The sequence below is a fragment of the Lentilactobacillus fungorum genome (assembly GCF_016860605.1).
Taxonomy (GTDB): Bacteria; Bacillota; Bacilli; order Lactobacillales; family Lactobacillaceae; genus Lentilactobacillus; species Lentilactobacillus fungorum.
Window position 1 is genome coordinate 13,310 of sequence record NZ_BNJR01000016.1, and the last position, 17,498, is coordinate 30,807.

General features: G+C 42.8%; 17 protein-coding genes. 13 read left to right on the forward strand and 4 right to left on the reverse strand.

Going from position 1 to position 17,498, the window contains the following annotated elements; translation table 11 throughout:
• The first annotated feature begins 25 nt into the window (after positions 1 to 25).
• The 7 genes from dapA to YK48G_RS08975 all read left to right on the forward strand — a co-directional run bounded on the left by dapA (position 26) and on the right by YK48G_RS08975 (position 9,670).
• On the forward strand, positions 26 to 931 hold the full coding sequence (gene dapA, locus YK48G_RS08945; protein ID WP_203630388.1) for a 4-hydroxy-tetrahydrodipicolinate synthase: 906 nt from the start codon (positions 26 to 28) through the stop codon (positions 929 to 931).
• Between the two features lie 32 nt (positions 932 to 963).
• Positions 964 to 1,737: a 4-hydroxy-tetrahydrodipicolinate reductase gene (gene dapB / locus YK48G_RS08950; RefSeq protein ID WP_203630389.1), complete on the forward strand. Its 774-nt coding sequence runs from the start codon at positions 964 to 966 to the stop codon at positions 1,735 to 1,737.
• A gap of 21 nt (positions 1,738 to 1,758) precedes the next feature.
• Positions 1,759 to 2,946 carry an aminotransferase class I/II-fold pyridoxal phosphate-dependent enzyme gene (locus tag YK48G_RS08955; RefSeq protein ID WP_203630390.1) on the forward strand — a complete coding sequence of 396 codons (1,188 nt, stop codon included), beginning with the start codon at positions 1,759 to 1,761 and terminating at the stop codon, positions 2,944 to 2,946.
• Between the two features lie 139 nt (positions 2,947 to 3,085).
• Positions 3,086 to 4,174, forward strand: coding sequence for an aspartate-semialdehyde dehydrogenase (locus tag YK48G_RS08960; RefSeq protein ID WP_203630391.1), 1,089 nt, complete (start codon positions 3,086 to 3,088; stop codon positions 4,172 to 4,174).
• Positions 4,175 to 4,426: 252 nt separating this feature from the next.
• A complete protein-coding gene (locus YK48G_RS08965) occupies positions 4,427 to 6,811 on the forward strand; it encodes a glycoside hydrolase family 3 C-terminal domain-containing protein (RefSeq protein ID WP_203630392.1) in 2,385 nt (794 codons plus the stop codon).
• Between the two features lie 526 nt (positions 6,812 to 7,337).
• Positions 7,338 to 8,528: an MFS transporter gene (locus YK48G_RS08970; RefSeq protein WP_203630393.1), complete on the forward strand. Its 1,191-nt coding sequence runs from the start codon at positions 7,338 to 7,340 to the stop codon at positions 8,526 to 8,528.
• Positions 8,529 to 8,818: 290 nt separating this feature from the next.
• Entirely contained in the window at positions 8,819 to 9,670 is an 852-nt protein-coding gene (locus YK48G_RS08975) for a metallophosphoesterase (RefSeq protein ID WP_232365336.1), read from the forward strand.
• Positions 9,671 to 10,119: 449 nt separating this feature from the next.
• Here the strand turns inward: YK48G_RS08975 and YK48G_RS08980 are convergent, their stop codons facing one another.
• The 4 genes from YK48G_RS08980 to YK48G_RS08995 all read right to left on the reverse strand — a co-directional run bounded on the left by YK48G_RS08980 (position 10,120) and on the right by YK48G_RS08995 (position 12,514).
• Positions 10,120 to 10,518 carry a type II toxin-antitoxin system HicB family antitoxin gene (locus tag YK48G_RS08980; RefSeq protein WP_203630394.1) on the reverse strand — a complete coding sequence of 133 codons (399 nt, stop codon included), beginning with the start codon at positions 10,516 to 10,518 and terminating at the stop codon, positions 10,120 to 10,122.
• Positions 10,519 to 10,553: 35 nt separating this feature from the next.
• Positions 10,554 to 10,739 (reverse strand): type II toxin-antitoxin system HicA family toxin, encoded by a 186-nt coding sequence (locus YK48G_RS08985; RefSeq protein WP_308440180.1) that lies wholly within the window; start codon positions 10,737 to 10,739, stop codon positions 10,554 to 10,556.
• A gap of 287 nt (positions 10,740 to 11,026) precedes the next feature.
• On the reverse strand, positions 11,027 to 11,815 hold the full coding sequence (locus YK48G_RS08990) for a CPBP family intramembrane glutamic endopeptidase (RefSeq protein ID WP_203630395.1): 789 nt from the start codon (positions 11,813 to 11,815) through the stop codon (positions 11,027 to 11,029).
• Positions 11,816 to 11,932: 117 nt separating this feature from the next.
• Positions 11,933 to 12,514 (reverse strand): stage II sporulation protein M, encoded by a 582-nt coding sequence (locus YK48G_RS08995; RefSeq protein WP_203630396.1) that lies wholly within the window; start codon positions 12,512 to 12,514, stop codon positions 11,933 to 11,935.
• Positions 12,515 to 13,264: 750 nt separating this feature from the next.
• On the opposite strand from YK48G_RS08995, the gene YK48G_RS09000 reads away from it, so the two are divergent.
• The 6 genes from YK48G_RS09000 to YK48G_RS09025 all read left to right on the forward strand — a co-directional run bounded on the left by YK48G_RS09000 (position 13,265) and on the right by YK48G_RS09025 (position 17,484).
• Entirely contained in the window at positions 13,265 to 14,170 is a 906-nt protein-coding gene (locus YK48G_RS09000) for an ABC transporter ATP-binding protein (RefSeq protein WP_203630397.1), read from the forward strand.
• A 1-nt stretch (position 14,171) separates the two neighbouring features.
• The gene (locus YK48G_RS09005; protein WP_203630398.1) at positions 14,172 to 14,915 is read left to right on the forward strand and encodes an ABC transporter permease; all 744 of its coding nucleotides are present in this window, start codon (positions 14,172 to 14,174) and stop codon (positions 14,913 to 14,915) included.
• Positions 14,912 to 15,667 carry an ABC transporter permease gene (locus YK48G_RS09010; protein ID WP_203630399.1) on the forward strand — a complete coding sequence of 252 codons (756 nt, stop codon included), beginning with the start codon at positions 14,912 to 14,914 and terminating at the stop codon, positions 15,665 to 15,667. The genes YK48G_RS09005 and YK48G_RS09010 overlap by 4 nt, the downstream gene beginning before the upstream one ends.
• A 277-nt stretch (positions 15,668 to 15,944) precedes the next feature.
• Positions 15,945 to 16,643 carry a CPBP family intramembrane glutamic endopeptidase gene (locus tag YK48G_RS09015; RefSeq protein WP_203630400.1) on the forward strand — a complete coding sequence of 233 codons (699 nt, stop codon included), beginning with the start codon at positions 15,945 to 15,947 and terminating at the stop codon, positions 16,641 to 16,643.
• Between the two features lie 302 nt (positions 16,644 to 16,945).
• Positions 16,946 to 17,116, forward strand: coding sequence for a hypothetical protein (locus tag YK48G_RS09020; protein WP_203630401.1), 171 nt, complete (start codon positions 16,946 to 16,948; stop codon positions 17,114 to 17,116).
• Complete coding sequence (locus YK48G_RS09025) at positions 17,113 to 17,484, forward strand: hypothetical protein (protein ID WP_203630402.1); 372 nt, start codon at positions 17,113 to 17,115, stop codon at positions 17,482 to 17,484. Before YK48G_RS09020 ends, YK48G_RS09025 begins: the two co-directional genes overlap by 4 nt.
• The last annotated feature ends 14 nt before the right edge of the window (positions 17,485 to 17,498 follow it).

Sequence of the window (17,498 nt, forward strand, 5' to 3'; positions counted from 1 at the left end):
ACATTTAAAGAAAGCTGGGATTTTTATGATTAACGCAGACATTATAACAGCAATCATTACCCCGTTTGGAGCAGATGGCAGCATTAACTTTGACGCACTGGAACAATTGACAAATCATTGTATTGAAACCGGCAGCAAAGGCTTTGTGATTGGCGGTACCACCGGTGAAACCCCAACGTTGAGCCACGACGAGAAGATTGCGTTATATACCCGCTTTGCCAAAATTGTGAATGGAAGAGGCACGATTATTGCCGGCACTGGCAGCAATAACACGCGGCAAACCGTGGAACTGACCGCAGAAGTTGGTCGAATTCCTGGGATTGATTACGCGCTGGTAGTTGTGCCATACTATAATAAACCGAATCAGCGCGGAATGATTGCCCATTTTACGGCAGTTGCTGAACAGTCGCCAGTTCCAATTATTATGTATAATATTCCTGGAAGAACCGGCGTTGTGATGACACCGGAAACGATTGTTGAACTTTCCAAGAATCCAAACATTGCTGGCGTTAAGCAGTGTGGCTCAATGGCTGATCTGGAATATTTAGTTCAACATACCGCCGATGATTTTAACGTTTATACTGGTGAGGATGCTCAAGCATTGTTCGCCAAAGCGGTAGGGGCTAACGGTGTCATTTCAGTGGCCAGCCATATATATGGTCGCCAAATGCGTGAGATGTATGACGACCTTGCTGCTGGCAACGTTGAGGCTGCCGGACAACTCATGCGGGACCTAACGCCCAAAATGGCCGCACTGTTTATGTACCCGTCACCATCGCCCGTTAAGGCCGTTTTGAATGCCAATGGCTTTAACGTCGGTGATTGCCGGCTGCCAATCCTGTCATTAAACGCCGAAGAAGAAGCCAACTTAGCTGAGGCGCTAGGCGTTACCAGTTTGGCCGATATTAACTTGCGTGAAGCCAGAGTTTAACTAAATAAATAAACGAAAAAGGAGTTTTTTCGATGATCAAAGTGCTAGTTGCTGGATTTAGAGGATCAATGGGCCAAAAGACCGTTCAAATGGTTAATGATAATGAGGCGTTTGAATTGGTTGGCGCTTATAATCCTGGCGTGGATACCGCTCATCTGCAAGGCATGCAGCTAAGTGACAACGTGAAGGTATTTGGCAAATTGAGTGATATTCAAACTGATGCGGACGTCTGGATTGATTTTACCGTGCCAGCTGCCGCCTATGAGAACACCCGATTTGCAATTGAGCACGGGATCCATCCGGTTGTTGGGACTTCTGGTCTGAGTGAAGAACAGGTTAAACAATTACAACAATTAGCGGCCGAAAAGCAGATAGGTGGCATCATCGCGCCAAACTTCGGCATCTCGGCAGTCCTGTTAATGAAGTTTGCCAAGGAAGCAGCCAAGTATATGCCGGACGCCGAAATTATTGAAATGCACCATGAAGATAAACTAGACGCGCCATCAGGAACTGCTCTGTCAACCGCTCAAATGATTAGTGAAGCTAGGGGCGACCGTAAAGCCCCTGCCGCAGAAGAAACGCTAAAAGGGGTTCGCGGCGGCGACTTCCACGGCGTCAAGATCCACTCGGTTCGCTTACCCGGCTATGTTGCCCACGAACAGGTTCTTTTCGGCAGCAAGGGGGAGGCCCTAACGATTCGCCAAGATTCATTTGATCGGGCGTCGTTTATGAGTGGTGTCAAAATCGCGGTGCCATACGCGGCTAAAGCGACACAATTAATTTTTGGGTTAGAAAATATTCTATAATTAATTAAATGGAGGATAACAATGCCACAGTTAGATAGTAGACTTTCAGGAATCGTCAACGAGAACGTTGCTTCGGTCGCACCTTCCGGCATCCGGGAGTTCGACCAGGAAATTTCATCGGTTCCAGGAATTGTTAAGTTAACAATCGGTGAACCGGATTTTGACGTGCCGGAACATGCCAAACAGGCAGCAATCGAGAGTATTAAAGAAAACCAATCCCACTATTCCGCTCAAAAGGGAATCATTGAGTTGCGGGAAGGCATTAGTCATTATCTACAAAAACGGACTGGTGTCAACTATGATCCGGAATCTGAAATTATCGTAACTGTAGGAGCGACCGAAGCCATTTATTCTGCCTTGACGACCTTGCTTAATCCTGGTGACAAAGTCATCGTCCCAACCCCGGCCTTTGCGCTGTATTTCCCGATTATCAAGGTGGCGGGTGCTGAGTTGATCACCATTGATACTTCTAGCGATGGGTTTGTTTTAACTCCCGAAAAACTACAAGCAGCGCTTGATGAAAATGGCGATCGGGTCAAAGCGATTATCTTGAATTACCCGACTAACCCGACTGGGGTTGAGTATACTGAAGAGCAGCTTCAAGCATTAGCGGATATCATTGCGCAGCACAAGCTATTTGTCTTGGCTGACGAAATTTACTGTGAATTAACCTATGGCATTGAACACCATTCGATTGCCAGCATGTTGCCAGAACAAACCATTTTAATTAATGGCTTATCCAAATCCCATGCCATGACTGGCTATCGAATTGGCTATCTGGCGGCTCCAGCAGCTTTTGTTACCAATGCCTCAAAGATGCACGCTTTTGTCGTTACTGCCCCTTCCAATCCAGCACAATATGCGGCTGCGGAAGCTTTGAAGAATGGTTTGGACGATCCAATTCCGATGCGGGCAACTTACGAGAAGCGACGGAATTATATTGCTGATCGGCTCAAAAAAATGGGCATGCGGATTGCTTTTCCACAAGGTGCATTTTACATCTTCGCTAAGATTCCTGATACAATAAACGAAACGTCGGTCGAATTTGCGACTCGGTTGGCTAAAGAGGCTAAGGTCGGCGTTACGCCTGGTTCGGCATTTGGGCCAGGTGGTGAAGGCTGGATTCGAATGTCTTATGCCGCTTCTGATACAGATATCACCAAGGCAATGGACCGGATGAATCAATATTTATTGGAGTTAGCTGAATAATTAGGATAGCTGCGCAAAGCAACAATCTACGTGTAAGCACCTCGAAGAGAAATCCCAAGCCCGGGGATTTCCGTTAGAGGAGCCTTACACTCCGATCCCTAACCGCTTTGCTCCGCTCACTAGAAAAGGAGATTTGAGGATGAAAGAGTTTAACGTTGCAATTTTAGGTGCTACGGGTGCTGTTGGAACCCGGATGATTCAACAATTAGCGCAATCAACCATTCCGGTTAAAAGTGTTAAGTTGTTGGCGTCATCGCGTTCTGCGGGAAAGGTATTACAATTCAAGGGTCAAGACATAACCGTTGAAGAAACGACCCCGGACTCATTTGAAGGGATTGACTTGGTCTTATCGTCTGCTGGTGGTTCAACTTCTAAGAAATTTTTACCGGAAGCAGTCAAGCGTGGGGCTGTTTGTGTCGATAATACCAGTGCTTTTCGGATGGAAAAAGAAGTCCCGCTGGTTATCCCAGAAGTTAACGAAAAAGCGCTTTATCGTCATCGAGGCATCATTGCCAACCCTAACTGCTCAACCATTCAAATGGTCGTGTGCTTGGAGCCAATTTATAAGAAATTTGGCTTGAAGCAAGTTATCGTGTCAACTTACCAAGCCGTCTCCGGTGCCGGTCAATCCGCGTTAAATGAATTGATGGAAGAATCCCAACAAGTTTTAAACGGCGAGCCGACTGATCCCAAAATTTTGCCAACTAAAGGTGATAAGAAGCACTATCAAATGGCGTTTAACCTCTTACCTCAAATTGACGTTTTTGAAAAAGACGGCTATTACACCCACGAAGAGTGGAAGATGATTCATGAAACTAAGAAAATCATGCTAGATGACATGGACGCCAAAGATATCAAGGTAACGGCTACTTGTGTCCGGGTGCCGGTTCGAATTGCTCATGGCGAGACAGTTTACTTTGAAGTCGCTGACGAATCGGCAACGACCGACCAGATTAAATCGGTTTTGGCTGATGCTGATGGTGTGGTTCTCCAAGATGACACGGCTCACCAGATTTATCCGCAATCCATCGAAGCAGAAGGCAAACGAGAGACCTTTGTTGGCCGGGTTCGACCAGATTATGAAAACCAAGGCGCCTTTCATATGTGGGTCGTTTCTGACAACCTCTTGAAAGGGGCTGCATGGAATGCGGTTCAGATTGCGGAACGATTGGTTGCCGACGATTTGGTTCGGGTACCAGACAATCCATATTTGGGATTTAATCAATAAGATAGATTGATTTATGGGTCAAAGTCAAATCGTATTGATGGCGACTTATTAGAGAGCTTACCGCGGTGATGGTAGGCTTTTTTTGTTTTGAAAAAATGATTGCGCTACCCCGTGCAAATGACTAGCACAGGGCGTTTGGGCGTGATAGGATATAAACAAGTTCATGTGATTGAAAGCGCTTGTCCTTTTTGGGATCGACTAAGCGTTTGATGATCACTATTGGGTGCTAAGTATTGGAAGGGAGTGCTGGTTATGCAACCATTGGCAGAGCGATTAAAGCAACTATCCCCCGAGGAACTCGTTCAATTAACTTCTGGAGCGAACTTTTGGCAGTCGGCCGCCTTGCCGAACCACCAGATTCCGAGTTTTCGAATGAGCGATGGGCCAAACGGCTTGCGGTATCAAGCTGGTGAAGGCGACGCGCTGGGCATCAACGACAGCGTGATTAGCACGTGTTTTCCGACGGCTAGCGCGGTTGCCTGTACATGGGATCCAGAATTGGTTACTAAAATGGGTCAGGCAATTGGACTTGAAGCCCGTAGTTTAAACGTTGATATGGTTTTGGGCCCCGGTATTAATATCAAGCGTAATCCACTGTGTGGGCGAAACTTTGAGTATTTCAGCGAAGACCCGTATTTAGCTGGGATGATTGGCGCGGCTTGGATTAAAGGGGTGCAGTCAGAAGGAGCGGCCGCCTGTTTAAAGCATTTTGCCGGCAACAATCAAGAGAATGATCGGCTATTATCAGATTCACTGATTGATGCGACGGCCCTCCACGAAAATTATCTGGAAGCCTTTCGAATTGCTGTGCAAACTGCGCAGCCCGAAGGCGTGATGTGTTCGTATAATAAAATCAATGGGACTTACTCCAGTGACAACGCTTATCTGTTAACCGATGTGTTACGGCATCAATGGGGATTTAAAGGCGCGGTTGTGACCGACTGGGGGGCCTTAAACGATAAAGTTGCCAGTATCAACGCTGGCGGTGATTTAGAAATGCCATCAAGCCATAACATGTTTGACCAAGAAGCATTGGCTGCCCTAAAGGATGGGCAGCTGAAGTCGGCGGCACTTTTGCGGGCGGCTGAAAATGTTGTCCGGATAGCCGAAAAGCACCGGCCGGAATTTAAGGGAGACCGCCAGGATTTACTGAGCCAGAATGGTCAATTGGCTCAAACAATTGAAGAAAATGCGGCCGTCCTTTTGAAAAATGATGATCAGATTTTACCAATCGATCCAGCGAAAAAAATTTTGGTGGTTGGCCAAATGGCTGCTGAAACCCGCTATCAAGGTGCCGGTTCCTCTCACATCAATCCACCCGTGCAAACGTCGATTTTACAGGGGTTGACTAATGCAAAAATTGCCTACGATTACCAGCAGGGTTACGCGTTTTCAGATGAAAATAGCGGCCAGTTAACTAATGCGGCCGTTCAAGCAGTCAAAAATGCTGAAACGGTGGTGATCGTTGTCGGGCTACCGGAAAGCGCTGAATCAGAAGGCTTTGATCGGCAAACGATGCAGTTGCCGGCTAACCAAAACGCATTGATTGAGCGATTGGCGGCCGTTAACCCCAACTTAATTGTCCTATTAGTCGCTGGGGCGCCGGTTGAGTTGCCTTGGCGATCGAAAGTTAGGGGATTGCTCAACTTATATTTGGGCGGCCAACTAGTTGGCGACGCTGCCGCTCATCTCTTAACAGGTCAGGTGAACCCATCCGGAAAATTAGCTGAAAGTTATCCGATTGCCTATCAAGATGTGCCTTCAGCCGATATTTATGATAAGAATCCTCGGTCAGCTGCTTATGCAGAGAGTGTTTACGTTGGCTATCGGTATTACGATAAAGCTAACCAACCGGTGGCGTTCCCGTTCGGCTTTGGTTTGAGTTATACAACCTTTAAGCTAAGTGGGCTAAAAATAAGCCAACATCAAATTCAAGCCGGCCAATCCATTGAAGTGGCAGTGACACTCGAAAATACTGGTAAGCGCGATGGCGCTGAGGTGGTGGCGGTTTATGTGGGCAATTCTCCCAAGCGACCACTAAAACCGCTAAAGGAACTAAAAGGGTTTAAAAAAGTCTATTTGAAGGCCGGCCAAAGCAAACTGGTCACGATTGATTTACCCGCTCAGGCCTTTAGTGAGTGGGATGAACAGCAGCAGACTTGGCAGCTGCCCGCAGTTGATAAGTTTGTCACGGTCAATCTTGGCTCTGATCAAGAAGCGCTGTCTACACCGGTTAACGTCGCTGGCCAAGCCCTTTCGACTAAAGATGTACCAGAGTGGTATGTAACGCCGATCGAAAAACCTAATTTGAATGATTTTACAGAAATGAGTGGGTTGAAGATTCAACCGCCAATGACGATCCAGCCAGGTCAATACACCCGATTGAGCACGCCAAGAGAGTTAAGTGCGCACTCGATGATCATTCGTAAAATTGCGTCCGTGTTGAAAAATAGTCAGTCCAAAGGAATTTCCGATCCAAATAGTCCGGAAGCTAAGTTCATGGATGCCATTATTATGGATACGCCGCTGATTCGTTTGGCTCAACAGTCCGACGGTAAGCTGTCGCTTGGCATGGTTGATCGACTGGTTGCGCTTGCTAACCGGCATTATTTGAAACTGATTTGGGGGCAGCACTAACGGTGTTGGGGGCGAGGACAGCTGCGCAAAGCAGAAACCTGCGTGTAAGCCACCTCAGCCGCAAATTCCAAGCCCGGGAATTTCCGTCTGAGGAACCTTACACTCCGGTTTCTAAGCGCTTTGCTCCGCTCACTGTTTGAGGACAGCTGTGCCAGGCAGAAAGCTACACGTAAGCACCTTGGCGAAAAATTCCAAAACCGGGAATTTCCCGCCAAGGAGCCTTACGTTCCGCTTTCTAAGCGCCTGGCTCCGCTCACTGATTTTAGGACAGCTGCGCAAAGCAGAAACTTCCGCATAAAACATCTTGGCCAAAAATCCAAGCCCGGGATTTTCGGCCAAGATGCCTTATGCTACAGTTTCTAAGCGCTTTGCTTCGCTCACTGATTGAGGACAGCTGCGCAAAGCAGAAATCTCCGTATAAGCACCTCGGACAGAAATTCCAAACCCGGGAATTTCTGTCCGAGGAGACTTATACTCCGATTTCTAAGCGCTTTGCTTCGCTCACTATAAAAAGGGGGGATGCATCATGACACAAAGTCGGAGATGGCGGCTTGCGGTTGCCTTATTATCGATTTCGGTGCTATTAACCAGTGCTAACGCAATTGCGGGCACGATTCCGTTGATGGCGGCGAGATTTCAGTCAGTACCGCTAAGCCAAATTGAAAGTTTAACCACGGTTCCCAGTTTTAGTATCTTGATTTTTGTGGTTTTGAGTAATCCGATTGCCAACAAAATCGGCAATAAAGCAACGGTTTTGTTGGGGGTTTTGATTGTTTTGATTGCTGGCTTAATACCAATGGTGGTCAATTCATTCTGGCTGATTTTGGGATCTAGATTTTTGCTAGGAGCCGGTATCGGGTTATTTAATGCGATGGCCTACAGTTTGATCAGTACCTATTACGAAGGCACTCAGCGCCAAACCATGATGGGTTATCAAGGGTCAGTTAGTTCACTCGGCAATATCTTAATGTTTTTGATTTCGTCATTTTTGATTGGGTTTGGCTGGCGGCAGGTCTATTTGTATTATCTGATTGCGATTCCAGTCTTCCTATTATTTTGGTGGGGCACGCCAAATGATCGCGCAAAAAGCACGACCGAAGAAGCGCAGTCAGCCCCGCAATCTCCAATTAGTTTGGGGCAGCTACTCAAGGGACGATTGATGATTTATGCGTTATTAGTACTCTTTAGTATGATGATCGCTCAAACGGTGGTCGTTAAGATCTCGGGGTTGATCTTAGCTGCTGGCTATGGCAAAATCGCCGACGGCAGTATTGCCCTTGCCCTGTTAGGAATTGCAACGATGATTGGTGGCATGCTTTACGGCCAGATCTTTAAATTAATTCACCGATTAATTTTGCCAGCAGGATTATTGATTGCCGCAGTTGCACTGTTTGCATTGTCGCGATCGCAATCCCTAGCGCTTACCTATACGCTGACCATCATTGCCGGGTTAAGTACCTCACTGGTTGGCCCATATCTATTTGCCGGCTCGGCTGAAATTGCTGGTAAGGGAAACGAAACGCTGGCATCATCTATTTTGATTGTCGGCATTAATATCGGCGTGTTTATTACGCCCTATACGTTATCGGGACTCAGCCACTTAATTGGCAGTGATCAGCCAGCTCCCATTTTGGCAGCCGTCAGTGTCATCTTGGCAGTGATTGGTGGGTTGACATTCTTACTGAAGGAGCCGGAGTTGGCAGAGCATCGGCAATAGTATTTGGATATTTACGCAGGCACATTGATATATGTCAAAGCCGGGCAGATGCAAAAAGGATCAATCATATAGATATATAGATTAGTTTCCATTAAAAGATATTCAGAACTCACATCGTGGCTACTAGGATCCCGCCAGTAGCCACTTTATTTATGTAGTATTCCAGATGCCTGTGTAAGAATGGTTTAATCCCTTCGTCTATTAAATACGCTGGTAATAAGCAAAATTTTGCCAATATTAAACCTCACTAATGCGCTAAAATAAAGACAAACACAGAAATGAAGGGATTCATGATGCGCATCGGCTTTATTTCAGATCTTCACACTGATTTTAACCGGCAATATAACTTTGTGGCGGTCTTGAACCAGCTCATCTATACTAAGCAACTTGATCAGCTGGTGATCATGGGGGATTCGGCAAATGGGCTGCACCGTAACTTACAGTTTTATGACCAATTGGCTCACACATTACCCGTTTCGTTTCGGACGTTGATTGGCAACCACGATTGCTATGTCAACCAACCCCGTAAACGTTCGGTTGCCAGTATCCAAACCGAGTCTCATCAAACTTATCAGCGACTGGATCGCTTGGCAACATCGCTGACCCAATCACCGATTATGACCAAGCACTGGGTCATTACCGGGATTAACGGTTGGTACGATTACACGTTTGCAAAGCATTTTCAGGAACAAAAAGGGCAGGCTTACGCAACTAATTTGGTCGCCAAGCACATCTGGCCGGATCAGCTTTATATTAATGGTAATCAAATTGACTACCAACGGGATCGAGCGTGGGTAACGCGGCAAATTTTGGCGTGGCAGCACCAAATTAATCAACTCCAGCTCGGCTCGCGCAAATTACTTGTGGCGAGTCATATGCTGCCGACAAAGCGATTAGCTCGGCAACTGCCAATACCGTTCTATGACCGCTTTTTATACCCTTTGGGCAGCGAACGCTACCGGCAAATTTTTGAACAAAATAGCGTGGCGCTTGCAATCAGTGGTCACTCCCACATGCCAAATCGATTAACGTACCGGGGCGTCCAATACGTCAATGTGTCATTGGGCTATGATTTTCAGTGGCAAAATGCTGGTGATGCGTTAGGCGAGCTTGAACGGGTAATGTTCGTGTTAGAAGATTGAGGATGATGACATGATGAAACACTTAGAAACTTGGTTGTGCGATTTGGCGTTTTTCTTGGCGCGAGACTTGCACGTGCATCGGCGACGGCATTATTGAAGAATAGCCACAGGGTTAGCAGAGAGAATGCTAATCTTGTGGCGATTTGTTTGGCGTTATTTTTTGAGGTATTCAAAGTTGAAAAGGTTCTGGTTCGAAAATCGAGGTCATCAATTGAAGTGGCGACTCCCGCCAGAAATTGATTGGTCAGATCTTAGATACGACCTATTTGCCGAAATGGCACTATATGTCGTGTGTCAAATGGCGAATGAGTGATTTTGCCGATTCAGTTTTTCGTTATAAGTTTGACCTGTTCGGGCACATATCAAAATTATTGAATAATGGGGGAATTGATTCATTTCAATGGCACTTTTCTAGGCCGTCTGTCCTCCGTAAAAAGGATTAAAACAGCTTATGAAACACCAAGTTTTTGCTTCAAAGCATCAGTGAGCGTGGCAGAAAAGTTAATGTGATTCTGGTTACCTAAATCATTGAGATATTTGGGAATTGTAAGCGTTTTTTTGATGCTCCGGTTTTCTTCACGTTCTCTAGCAATTTTGGTATCCACCTCAATTGGAACCAGCAATTGATCCTTATCATGGACAATTGCTTTTGGACTAGCTGGTCTCGGCAACTCATCATGGCCATCTTCGGCGGTGAGCAAGTAGCCCTCTAACGCATCATGGGCCATGTGCAGCGCATCGGCGATACTTTCTCCAAAGGTCGCAACGTAAGGTTCAAAGTCTGGAAACGTCACTTCAATTTGGCCGTTTGAGTTTTGGGTGAACAATGCAAAATATAGATAGGTCATTTCTTTGCCTCCATTTTGATTATTTAGGTTAGTCGTTATTTAAGACCGGCTTGCTTCAAGATGCTATTGACTGTCCCTTTTGGAATATCTTTTTTCGGATAAGGAACGGTGACAATACCAGGAGGATTGTGATTGCGAAACTGCCAATGGTCGCCATGAATTCTGACATGGTACCAACCGTTGTTTTTAAGCAGTTTAATAATTTCTCGAGAATCTATGATAGGCTACCTCATAGATACCAATTTATTTTAGAACATATATTTGTACGTGTCATTAAATGAAGCGACTTAATAATGACGAGCTATTAAATTATTTAAATCAATAAAAAGCTTTGATGATTGCCACCTAAGTTTATACATATGGTTGATATATTGAAAAATTTTAAAATTCTCATTGGAGAAGGGGCGATGATTAACTTAGATATTTTCTTCAAAGAATTGATATAAAAAAATAAGCCCCGCAAGATCATTGGGAAAATGAACTTGTGAGACTTAATTAAATGGGAAGGTTATTTAAGGTTGAAGCTATCAAAAGCATGTAGCTGGGAGCGATCGGCGCTATGGTCATACGTGACTAAGAAAATGGCTGTGACGGTGAAAAAAGCTCCCCAGACAATGAAGAAAGGAAGCCATGAAGCAGCACCGTCAAAGTGGGTATTAACTGAGATACCAGCTTGCCAGTCAAAAAGAAAATGGGTCAGGACCGGCCACATCATTGTATTGGTGGTGATCCTGACGCTCCCCAACATTATCCCGAGCACGAAGGCGTAAATAACTTGCTGGAGAGTTGGTGTAAGTAATTGACCCCCAATCAGATTAACCAGATGGATTGAACCAAAACAAAGAGCAGAAGCGCAGACGCTAAACGTATACTTGAGGGCATTATTTTTGAAAAGCTGTATAAAGATTGACAACAGGATCCCCCGGAACAAGAATTCTTCAGCGAAGCCTGCCGACAAGGCCATCATAGTGTCAGCGATAAACGTATGAGAATGAAAAACCGCCCAAATATGTTGTGGAATTGGATCGAGAAGTAGAAATAAAATTAAAAAAGCAGCCAGAAAAATGATCCCCCAGATTTTGGTGGCTCTTGAGTAGGTAACGCGGCCCGTGCGAACCTTAGCTGTTCTTAATATGTAATAAATGATCCCAGAAGCAATTAGAGCGTATAACAGCCTGAAACCAGCGTGAACAAATGGGGTAGTTCCCTTTAGGACAACATCGGTCCCTAAGTAACAAATGATTAGCCCAATGGTAACGAGCAACGCCATTGGAATTGATAATCGACTTTTTGACATGATCTGTTCCTCCTAAAATGAATGATTCCATTATGACACTCTGGGGGGGGCAGAACAAGGGGACAAAAAAGGCCGGAACCTGATTAAACAGATGTTCCGGCACTCATGAGTCAATGATTAATGAACAAGCATATGGATAAAGATTGGCGTAATGTAAGTCTCAACAATCGCGGCGACAAACAATAATGGCGTCACGATTACTAATGTATCTGTAGCGGTCTGTTTGATTAGTTCACCGTACTGGAGGTCCTGCTTTTTTCGTCTAAAGAAGCGGTTCATTCCGTACCAAGCCAATCGGGCACTGATTGCAGCAGCGATTAGTTGGGCAGGAATTTCAAAAATGCCATGAGGCAAAATGCCAAGGGCAAATGTGGCAAAGGGATTGCCCATCACGGAGATAACTAACCCAACGCTGTATGCATTTGTCCAAATGTAGAACCAGTAAATCGGCAGTGGAATGAGGCCCAAGGCGATGGTGAGCAAGGCGCCGCTTTCATTCCAAAAGAATAGTGGTAGGAAGTTATGAGTGACGTTACCCTTCCCCAAAGTGGGGGCGAAGGTGTGCACCATTTGCTGAGGAGTCATCGTCATTTTGGCATAAATAACCACGCCAATCCAAATTAAGACCATGATTCCCAGGTACAGTAAAATGTGCTTAAGGTAGTTAGTTTTGAAACGCTCTTTGATAGCTGGTAACATAAATTTTTCTCCCCCTTTTTATGAAATAATCCTATCTTTTATTTGGCCGTTTAGCAATTAATTGCACGGGAGAGACTAACGATAGTTCACAAATTGATGAAATTAACTAAACAGGATTCGCCGATACTTATAAATGGGAGCGAGTAGCTTAATTCCACATCGATTGCTAAATTTCACAAAATATTCACTTATGATTGCGTATCTTCATTGAAGCTTCATAGAAGATTCAAATTATATATCTATTATATTATTGATTAATTATCTTTAACTGGCATTTTGCGGTTATTAGATTCTAAAGGAGCGATCGAAGTTGAAACTATTTGGTCGAATTAATAAAGCACAGGTAAGTAGTTTTGGGCTATTTTTTATCTGTAATTTACTTGCTTTTATACTGTATTTCAACTTTTTAAAGGAACAAATAAGGATTCTCGCAAGCAATTTTTTGGTTGGATTAGTGGTTTATGTACTAATCTATTTACTGTTTTTCTACTTCGCTAAGGTTGTTACTTATTTATTTAAAAAGGATTTAAGCAAGAAATGAACATTCTTAACCAAGGATGAGCTATGTACTAATTTATTTGAAGGAAAATCTGTACTTTTTACATAGAGTTCCAAATTATAAAAATTGAAATTGCGTTGAAACGTGTGAATTTTCTAAAAAGAAGATTAAATATACACTAGTCTGGCTAATACATTGCTTTAAAACAATGGTTGGTTCTAAATGTAACACCACCACAGGAGGGTATTAAAATGAATGACCCAATAATAAAAGCACAACATCTAGCTAAATCATTTGGAAAGCAATTAGTAATCAAAGATGTTTCATTAGAACTTAAGCAAGGCGATATTTATGGCTTCTTAGGAACAAATGGATCTGGTAAATCAACTACTATGAAGCTATTACTGGGATTACTTAAACCTGATGGTGGGGATATTAAAATCTTTGGAAAAGAACTTAGAAGTTATCGTGATACTATCCTAAGAAACACGGGGGCATTGATTGAGGAACCGTCCTTTTATCCTAACTTAACAGGCAATGAAAATCTTCAGATAATGAAAGATTTGCTTGGCTTGCCTCCGCGCAATGTAACTGAGGCACTGAGGATCGTTGATTTAGTTGATGCTAAAGATAAATTGGTTCAGAACTATTCATTAGGCATGAAGCAACGGTTAGGGATCGCATTAGCGTTGGTTAAGTTTCCGAAACTACTAATTCTTGATGAACCTACCAATGGTTTAGATCCAGAAGGAATGCACCAAATTAGGGAACTCATTAAAACTTTGCCGAAAGAATATGGGATGACTGTCTTAATCTCTAGTCATCTATTATCAGAGATGGAGCAGATGGCCCAGACAGTGGGAATTATTCAGAATGGTCAATTGATTTATCAAGGGAATATTCATGAATTAACCAAGTCACAACGATATTTCTTAACTACCAGTGATCCACGGCGTTCACAAGCAATTGTGAATAAAAGTGGTGGGACTAATATTTTAAATCAAGGTGCCAATGTCATTAGTTTCAACCTGTCAGACAAGCTAGAAGTTCCCGTAGTTGTTAAAAGGTTAGTGGCAGAGAATATCGACATTTTCTCTCTATACGGGAAGCATAAATCACTTGAAGATGTATTTTTAGAGCTAACAGGGGGTGATTGATATGCAAATTGTTGCGCTGGAGTTTAGAAAAAGTAAGCGGCGTAATTTTTGGTTCGCGATTATTGGCTTGTTTGTATTTACGTTAATTTGGTGTGTGGTCTCAACTAATACCCAACTAGCTAAAAATTCCTCACCGCTGATGAGAACAATCATTTTTAATATGATGACAATTGATAATTTAATATTCCCGTTCTTAATTGCGCTTTTAACCGTTAGGCTGGTTCAGCCAGAACATGACAACCGAATGGTTCAAGTTTTAATGACCAATGGTGAACGTCCTTGGACTCTTTTTCTTGCTAAATTTCTTACTTCATCAATTGTGTTGCTGATTGGTGAGTTGCTGCAGGCAATTACGATAATTATTTTTGGCATTTTAAAGGGCAACCAAGTCGAGCAAATGGGCAATATCCTGTTCTTTATAGCCGCTGTCTTTTTAAGTGGGTTGGTCATCACTTTAGTTCAATTAATAATTACTTTTTATGTCAAAAGGCCTAGTATGCCATTGTGCATTGGCTTGGCTGGTAGCTTTCTTAGTTTGGTGACATCAGGATTCTTACCAAAGCCACTGGAAATTTTCATTCCCTGGCAATATGTTGCATTGTTAAATCCCTTTCTCCTTCAAAAAATGGGGCTTGTATATAATAATTTGTGGCCAATATACATGTTATTAGCTGTTGGGATCATCGGGATATTGTTCATACTTGTGAAACATGAAATAGAAACTAGAGAGAAGGTGCCAGTATGATTTCACAGCTAAATCGTCGTCTAGGCAGTGAACTTATAAAACTGCGTCACTTACACTTATTACCAATAATCCTTGGCATTAATATCTTAGCTTTTTTCTTGGGATCGTTATTGTATTTTGAAAATCAGAATGTTTTCAAGGCGTATCATACGCAATGGTTTGCACTTTGGAGCGAAGTAGGGCTGTTTTACGCCCAGGTATTTTTTCCACTTTTGATAGCCCTCATTGTTGCTGCCACTATCAATTCCGAAAAAGAACGCAAAAATTTTTTACGAATGGCAATTGTACCAATAAGCGCCAAGAAGTTGGTGATTAATAAGCTTTTATCACTGATGGTGCTTTCTGCTCTGAGCCTTATCTGTTTTATGGCTTTATTTTATATGACTGCCTTTACGGCTCATTTGCCGATTAATACTAATATTACTAATTTCTTTTTATGGGGCATATTGGGGTGGCTTGGAACATTTCCGATCGTCGCGATCCAACTTTGGCTTTCAATTAAATTTGAACGTTTTACAACGCCAATTATTGTTGCGTTGGGGGCAAGTTTGTTAAGCTTTATTTTAATGACAATGAATGAATCGTTCTTAAAAGTTTACCCATACTCACAAATAATGGTGGGAATGCACGTTAGAACAGTGACTCAGTTTTCTATTAGTGAACTAATGGTTTTTCTGGTTATCGATATTATGTTCACTGGGTTGGGAATGTTTTGGAGTGTTCGTAATCTAAAGAAAAGAGGATTTGAATAAATGAAAAAAGTATTGATTCCTAATTTGTACCTCAGTAGTTTGGTTATGTTGATCCCATTATTGATATTATTAGCGGAGTTAGTTCATTTGTTGGTTACTTCGTCAGTGTTCATTTGGATAAATATGATTGTTGTCTTGTATACATTGGCTTGTTTAGGCATACAGTTGAGGAATAAATCAGAAAATAATAAATATTTTAGAACGTTTGTGACTCTGCTGAGTGTTGTCTATGGCTTGTCAGTTATCTTCACAATAGTTTGGATAGCTGTTGGTTGCTTTGGATTATGACAAATATGGCGTATTTGGGTTAAAAGAGTATATGTCCAACTTTACAAAGAATAAGGGAATCCGGTTACTATCATTCATAATCATTGAAAAAGCATTAGAAAATGGCGTTTTAGTGCCCTTAATTCTTAAAACTTCACTTTCAGATTATATTGGTAATTTGGTTTATAAAAGCGTTGAAGTATTGTTGGTATGTATCCTTAATATTTTGTTGACAAGGCAGTGCATCAACCTGAAAATCAAATTAACCGCAAAAACAGGGGCATGGCTTCTAATCATGATTTTATGCCTGGTACCTTTCATGAACTTCAAGCCAATCAACAATTTTTTGAGAGCATTAGTTTGGACACTCTTAGTCGCCATAGCCGAGGAGCTACTTTTTAGAGGTGTCATTCTTAAGGACCTCCTCAACTTACTGATAAGAAGTGGCCACTTAAAAAGCCATGGTGTTTTTATCGCAATTACCATATCGAGTCTGCTCTTTAGTGTGGAGCATCTAACAAACATCACCAATCAGTCTGGGGTAGCAACAATTTGTCAGATGATTCAGACCTTTGGAATGGGAACATTGTTTGCGGCGCTTTATATCCGAACGGGTTCTTTATTTTACCCGATTAGTTTGCATTTTCTAATTGATTTTCCGAGTCTTTACTTTGCACAATCATATTTGGCTAAACCTTCTGTTGCTTAGCCAAACGAATCAGGCGCCATTTCGCCAGCCGCCTATATTATCACGGCGATGATTGTGAGTGTTATTTATATGTTTGTGGCAGTGAGGGCTTTGCGGTCTCGGCACAATAAAAATCGATTGGTTGAAATTAGTTTGAAGGAAAATGAGTGAGGGTGAATTGCAGGTTTTAAAGTGTTGCGTGTCGGCCAAATCTGATTTTATTTGAACTTGAAAATAGTTGGAGAAGTTGTTTGAAATTGTTGAGGAATCAGGATACACTATCATTAAAATAGTTTAGGATTCTCCGTTCGTGGGGTGCTAATATGGATAAAGTCAAGAACAAAACGATTGAGCAAAAGCGAAATGCATTAGTTCTGAAAAAAGCGTTAAAAAATATGAATAAGCCAATGCCTAAAGTCGTTGATGGAAAAATGATTATTAATATTGACAATCAATGGCAGGAAGAAGTATTTGGTGATGGTAAGAAAATGTGATAATTGAGAACCGTATTTATCACTGGTATAGTGAGTATCAATCAGAAAAACAGCGCAATCATACATGGGGCGAGGTTCGTCCCTTTTTTGTTCTCAATGTTCAGCCAAAATATGTTTACTATTTGCCAATTGTAGGTCTGGAGCATCTAAAATACAAAAAGCAATCTATTCAGTCCATGGCTCTAAAGATTTTTGATTATCACAGGGCAGGGTTATCTAAAGCTTCATATATTGACGTTGGCCACGGGATTTTGAGAATTCCAACACAAGATTTGGAAGAAATTGTTGAAGAAGAACATAACGTGGGACTGGGGAAGCTAGATGAGCATCAATTGGATCAGCTATATGATTTGATTGCAAAGCTTTAATAGATGCTGCGGAT

What these genes read in the sequence shown, in the direction of transcription:
- dapA (WP_203630388.1), top strand. Translation starts at nt 26, where the DNA reads ATGATTAACGCAGACATTATAACAGCAATCATTACCCCGTTTGGAGCA.
- dapB (WP_203630389.1), top strand. Translation starts at nt 964, where the DNA reads ATGATCAAAGTGCTAGTTGCTGGATTTAGAGGATCAATGGGCCAAAAG.
- YK48G_RS08955 (WP_203630390.1), top strand. Translation starts at nt 1,759, where the DNA reads ATGCCACAGTTAGATAGTAGACTTTCAGGAATCGTCAACGAGAACGTT.
- YK48G_RS08960 (WP_203630391.1), top strand. Translation starts at nt 3,086, where the DNA reads ATGAAAGAGTTTAACGTTGCAATTTTAGGTGCTACGGGTGCTGTTGGA.
- YK48G_RS08965 (WP_203630392.1), top strand. Translation starts at nt 4,427, where the DNA reads ATGCAACCATTGGCAGAGCGATTAAAGCAACTATCCCCCGAGGAACTC.
- YK48G_RS08970 (WP_203630393.1), top strand. Translation starts at nt 7,338, where the DNA reads ATGACACAAAGTCGGAGATGGCGGCTTGCGGTTGCCTTATTATCGATT.
- YK48G_RS08975 (WP_232365336.1), top strand. Translation starts at nt 8,819, where the DNA reads ATGATGCGCATCGGCTTTATTTCAGATCTTCACACTGATTTTAACCGG.
- YK48G_RS08980 (WP_203630394.1), bottom strand. Translation starts at nt 10,518, where the DNA reads ATGACCTATCTATATTTTGCATTGTTCACCCAAAACTCAAACGGCCAA.
- YK48G_RS08990 (WP_203630395.1), bottom strand. Translation starts at nt 11,815, where the DNA reads ATGTCAAAAAGTCGATTATCAATTCCAATGGCGTTGCTCGTTACCATT.
- YK48G_RS08995 (WP_203630396.1), bottom strand. Translation starts at nt 12,514, where the DNA reads ATGTTACCAGCTATCAAAGAGCGTTTCAAAACTAACTACCTTAAGCAC.
- YK48G_RS09000 (WP_203630397.1), top strand. Translation starts at nt 13,265, where the DNA reads ATGAATGACCCAATAATAAAAGCACAACATCTAGCTAAATCATTTGGA.
- YK48G_RS09005 (WP_203630398.1), top strand. Translation starts at nt 14,172, where the DNA reads ATGCAAATTGTTGCGCTGGAGTTTAGAAAAAGTAAGCGGCGTAATTTT.
- YK48G_RS09010 (WP_203630399.1), top strand. Translation starts at nt 14,912, where the DNA reads ATGATTTCACAGCTAAATCGTCGTCTAGGCAGTGAACTTATAAAACTG.
- YK48G_RS09020 (WP_203630401.1), top strand. Translation starts at nt 16,946, where the DNA reads ATGGATAAAGTCAAGAACAAAACGATTGAGCAAAAGCGAAATGCATTA.